The organism is Blautia sp. MSK17_66 (assembly GCF_020538025.1).
GTDB lineage: Bacteria > Bacillota > Clostridia > Lachnospirales > Lachnospiraceae > Blautia_A.
In genome coordinates this window covers 1-468 of sequence record NZ_JAJBNQ010000090.1, presented here as the reverse complement: position 1 = coordinate 468, position 468 = coordinate 1, and the positions used below count along the sequence as shown (strand labels likewise).

The 468-nt window shown below is 48.7% G+C and carries 1 pseudogene; it reads right to left on the bottom strand.

The annotated features are described in order from the left end of the window. Window positions 1–468 (bottom strand): annotated as a pseudogene (locus tag LIR34_RS17610) (TRAP transporter large permease subunit); the annotation flags it as partial.

The following is a 468-nucleotide window of genomic DNA, read 5'->3' as shown; positions in this document are numbered from 1 at the left end:
CACCAAATTTACGGCCGCCGTCTGCCCAGGTGCTTGTCTCTGTTGTGGAGCATGCAAAGTTCCAGGTTGCTTCCGGCCAGTCAAGGTCACTGTAGTCTGCCACAGTATCTGTAGATTCTTCTGTAAAGAGATCGACCAGTTCCTGTGCATCATCATATCCTTCTTTCTCGAGTTCCTTAACAAACCACTCATCTACACCATCTACGGCTTCTTTGAAGGAATCGATGTCCATGTCTTCTTTCTTTGTGATGGTCACGCCATTCTTTGACTGCCAGCGGCTCATGATCTCTTCGTCGCCGGAGCGGTTGATGTAACGTTCATATTCGACAGCTTTCTGTCCACACTCATCAACAACGGCCTGCTGCTCCGGTGTCAGGCTGTCATAAATTTCCTGGTTAATGCAGAAGAACAGGCAGTCGTAGATTGCATCCCACATGGAACAGTATGGCTGTACTTCCTGTACGCTTG